At 62.4% G+C, this 4,130-nt stretch carries 5 protein-coding genes; 3 read left to right on the top strand and 2 right to left on the bottom strand.

Going from position 1 to position 4,130, the window contains the following annotated elements; translation table 11 throughout:
• Window positions 1-112 precede the first annotated feature (112 nt).
• The gene (locus RMO18_RS18615) at window positions 113-514 is read left to right on the top strand and encodes a hypothetical protein (protein ID WP_309667955.1); all 402 of its coding nucleotides are present in this window, start codon (window positions 113-115) and stop codon (window positions 512-514) included.
• Window positions 433-1,494, top strand: coding sequence for an exo-alpha-sialidase (locus tag RMO18_RS18610; protein ID WP_309667953.1), 1,062 nt, complete (start codon window positions 433-435; stop codon window positions 1,492-1,494). The genes RMO18_RS18615 and RMO18_RS18610 overlap by 82 nt, the downstream gene beginning before the upstream one ends.
• 39 nt (window positions 1,495-1,533) lie before the next feature.
• On the opposite strand, the gene RMO18_RS18605 is transcribed toward RMO18_RS18610, so the two are convergent.
• Both RMO18_RS18605 and mazG read right to left on the bottom strand, forming a co-directional pair.
• Entirely contained in the window at window positions 1,534-2,532 is a 999-nt protein-coding gene (locus tag RMO18_RS18605) for a Fe(3+) ABC transporter substrate-binding protein (protein ID WP_309667951.1), read from the bottom strand.
• A gap of 73 nt (window positions 2,533-2,605) precedes the next feature.
• Window positions 2,606-3,469 (bottom strand): nucleoside triphosphate pyrophosphohydrolase, encoded by an 864-nt coding sequence (gene mazG, locus RMO18_RS18600; RefSeq protein ID WP_309667950.1) that lies wholly within the window; start codon window positions 3,467-3,469, stop codon window positions 2,606-2,608.
• Between the two features lie 55 nt (window positions 3,470-3,524).
• Between mazG and RMO18_RS18595 the strand changes: the two genes are divergently transcribed.
• A partial coding sequence (locus RMO18_RS18595; RefSeq protein ID WP_309667949.1) for an amidohydrolase occupies window positions 3,525-4,130 on the top strand: 606 nt, incomplete at its 3' end.

The following is a 4,130-nucleotide window of genomic DNA, read 5'->3' as shown; positions in this document are numbered from 1 at the left end:
TTTGCATGCTTCACTCTCCCCGAATTTCATTGGGTTAGTAGCGCGCCTTCCATCTTGCGCCAATGAAAATAGCCGCTACGCATAAGCTTGCACAAAAACAGGGGAGCAAAGCATGACCGACAACCAAACCGACGGAACTCTAATTCCGCGCTCGCTATTCGTATACGCTCTTATTTACGGCGGGCTGGTTGTGTTGGCTGGCGTTCTGGGCACAAAAATTGCCGAGATCGGCCCCTTTGGATCACTCGGCGCACTTCATGTCGAATCCGGGATTTTTGCCTTTTTTCGCTCCGCCGCCAAAAGCGAGGGGTTTCACACCCCTCGCGTTCCCCGTGGGATATTTGGCGAAGAGGAAGCTGAAATTTTAGACAAATTGGTGCGATCGGGCGTAACTTGGAAGGACTGCTGGATCGTGCGATTGGGAGGAAAGCCATGGCAACCGATCTTCTGGTGGGAACGACCAAAGGCCTGTTCATCCTTGCAGATCAGGGGGATCGCAGCGGTTGGCGGGTGAGCGGGCCGTTCTGTGACGGATGGCCGATCAATCATGCGGTGGGCGACCTTGCGAGCGGGGCGATCTGGGCTGGTGGCGGCAGCGGCTGGCACGGACCGGGGGTGTGGCGACGGACCGGCGGGGAATGGGCCTTGTCCAAGGGGCCGTTTGACGGCACCGAGCAGGTCTGGTCGCTGGGGCATGACGGCGACAGGTTGCTGGCCGGGACCAAGCCTGCGGCGTTGTGGGAGAGCCGGGATGGTGGGATCGTCTGGTCGAAGATGAGCGGGTTGACCGACCAGGAGGGCGCTGAAGCGTGGGCTCCGGGGGCGGCGGGGTTGGTGTTGCATTCGATCTTGTGTGGCGGGCAGGGGCGGCTTTGGGTGGGCATCTCTTCGGCCGGGGCTTTTGCGAGCGCGGACGGCGGGGCGAGTTGGGAGCGGCAGGGGCGGCGGTCGAACCGACCGGGGCCAGCGGGCGCGTTGGACCGGTTCTGGGGCGACGAGGAGATCAGGGCGGAGGACGAAATTTTTTCCTGCGTTCACAACATGGCCTTCGGTGCGGCCGACGGGTTGATCTACATGCAGAACCATCAGGGCGTTTATCGCAGCCGTGACGGCGGTGCGATCTGGGAAGAGATCACCGAAGGTCTGCCCTCGACCTTTGGATTTCCGGTGGCGGCGCACCCGCGCGATCCCGGCACGCTGTGGGTGTTTCCTTTGAACGGCGACAGTCAGGGCCGGTTTCCGGTGGGCGCGCGGGCGCTGGTGTGGAAATCGGTCGATGGCGGGGAAAGCTGGCAGGGCCATGGCAAAGGGTTGCCGGAGCGGGATTGCTTTTTCACCGTGCTGCGACAAGCGATGGCAGTGGACAGCGAAGACCGGGTCGGGGTGTATTTCGGCACCAACTCAGGCTCGGTCTTTGCCAGCCGGGATGAGGGCGAGAGCTGGCAGGAAGTGGCGCGGCATCTGCCAACGGTGCTGAGCGTGGAGGTGATGTGAAAGGGAGGCTTTCGGCCTCCCTCTTGGTTTTTCAATGGATTAGCCGTCGAAGTCAACTTCTTCGATGAGCTTCAGGGCGGCGCCACGCAGGCCGGCCAATTCGGAGAGTGACTTGCTGTCTGGCGTGAACTCACCCCAGGATGCGACCAGAGCCGAGCGCGCAACGCCGGGTTTCACCGGGTATTCGTAGTTGGTTTCGGCGTAGATCTTCTGGGCCGTATCACCCGAGAGCCATTCCATGAACTTCAGCGCATTGTCGCGGTTCGGGGCGGCTTTGGTCATCGCGACGCCCGAGATGTTGAGATGCGTGCCGTCGCCTTCGAAAGTGGGGAACACGATGCGCACGGATTCGGCGGCAGGTTTTTGTTCGGGATCGTTCAGCATCTGGCCGATGTAATAGGTGTTGCCGATGGCGATGTCGCATTCACCGGCGGCGATGGCCTTGACCTGATCGCGGTCGCCGCCGTCGGGTTTGCGGGCGAGGTTTGCCTTCAGCCCCTCAAGCCAGGCCTTGGCACCAGCTTCGCCGTGGTGGGCGATCACGGCGGCGGTGAGGGCGACGTTGTAGTCATTGGTGCCCGAGCGGGTGCAGATGCGGCCCTGCCATTTGGGATCGGCGAGGTCTTCGTAGGTGGTGACTTCTCCGTCCTTCACGCGGTCGACGCTGGCATAGACGATGCGGGCGCGGGTGGTCAGGCCGAACCACTGGTCGGCGTCATCGCGGAAGGCGGCGGGGATGTTGGCTTCGAGCACTTCGGATTGAACCGGCTGGGTGACGCCGGCATCGACGATCTGGAGGAGGCGCGAGATGTCGACGGTAAGCACCAGATCGGCGGGCGAGCGGTCGCCTTCGGCCACCAGACGTTCGGCCATGCCCTTGTCGACAAAGGCAATGTTCACTGCAATGCCGGTCTCGGCGGTGAAGGCGTCGATCAAGGGTTGGATCAGTTCAGGCTGGCGGTGGGAATAGACGTTGACCTCTTGCGCGACGAGGGGGGTGGCGCAGGCGAGAAGGGCGAGGGCGGTGAGACGGAACATGGTTGAGTCCTTTAGTCAGGTTTATCGCCGGGATAATCGCAGCTTTCGTAAGGGCGTCAATAGCCTGAGTAAATTAATCAGGTATTTTCCTGCCAGCTGCCTTTTCCTCGGCCTTGGCGCGGTTCCACAGGGCGTCCATCTCGGCCAGGTCTGACGCTGCGGGGGTGCGGCTGTCTTCAGCCAGCCAATCTTCGATTCGCGCGAAACGGCGGGTGAATTTGGCGTTGGTGCTGCGCAGGGCGGCTTCGGGATCGACGCCGAGGTGACGGGCGAGATTGGCCATCACGAACAAGAGGTCGCCCATCTCTTCGGCAACTTCGGCCTGGGTCAGGGTGTTGCGGGCCTCCGCCAGTTCGGCGGCCTCTTCGGTCAGTTTGGCGAGGACGTCCGTGGTGGAGGGCCAGTCAAACCCGACACGGGCGGCGCGCGATTGCAGTTTCAATGCGCGGCTCAGGGCGGGAAGCGACAGGGCGATGCCGTCGAGGGTGCGCGCGGTGCCGCGTTCGGCGGCTTTCAGCGCCTCCCAGTCTGCGGTTTGCTGGTCGGCGGTTTGCTGGGCTGCGGTCTTGTCTCGTGAAGCGGTTCCAAAGACATGCGGATGGCGGGCGATCATCTTGTCGCTGATTGCGGCGGTAACATCGGCGAAGCTGAACAGCCCGGCCTCATTTGCCATCTGTGCATGGTAGACCACCTGCAAGAGCAGATCGCCAAGTTCGCTGCGCAGGTCTGCCCAAGCCTTGCGTTCGATGGCATCGGCCACCTCATGGGCCTCTTCCACCGTGTAGGGCGCGATGCTGGCAAAGGTTTGTGCGATGTCCCAGGGGCAGCCGGTGACGGGGTCGCGCAGCCAAGCCATGATGGCCAGAAGGCGCGGCAGGCCGCCATCGGCGTTATCCAACAGCGCGTTCGAATTGGGGTCAAGGTGGGCGTCTGGCATTGCGGGCATCCCGGAATTCAGGTTTGGTGAGGGCTATGACAAGGAGGAGACTGCCATGCCTGTGCTGAACCGTATCGCGGCTTTTGGCGAGGAAATGAAGGGCTGGCGGCGGCATCTGCACCAGAACCCGGAACTTGCTTTCGAGTGCCATCAGACCGCTGCCTTTATCGAGGCGCGGCTGCGGGAGTTTGGCGTGGACGAGATTCATCCCGGCATCGCCAAGACCGGGATCGTGGCGATCATCAATGGCACCGGCGTTGGCCCGACCATCGGCCTGCGTGCCGATATGGACGCGCTGCCGATTGAGGAAGTCACCGGTGCGGTGCATGCCTCGAACATCACCGGCAAGATGCATGCCTGCGGCCATGACGGGCATGTGACGATGTTGCTGGGGGCCGCGAAGTATCTGGCCGAGACGCGGCGCTTTGTCGGGCGGGTGGCGTTGATCTTTCAGCCTGCCGAAGAAGATGGCGGCGGCGGAGAAGTCATGGTGCAGGAAGGCATCATGGACCGGTTCGAAATCGCGCAAGTCTATGGCATCCACAACGCGCCGAACGTACCTTTCGGGAATTTTCAGACCACGCCGGGGCCGTTGATGGCATCTGTCGATACCGCCTATGTCTATGTCACCGGAAAAGGCGGCCACGCCGCCACGCCACAC

It is taken from the genome of Tabrizicola sp., from assembly GCF_031377265.1.
In the GTDB taxonomy this organism is placed as follows: domain Bacteria; phylum Pseudomonadota; class Alphaproteobacteria; order Rhodobacterales; family Rhodobacteraceae; genus JAUYQR01.
The sequence above is the reverse complement of the archived record's forward strand: the minus strand, read 5'-3'. Positions and strand labels throughout refer to the sequence as shown.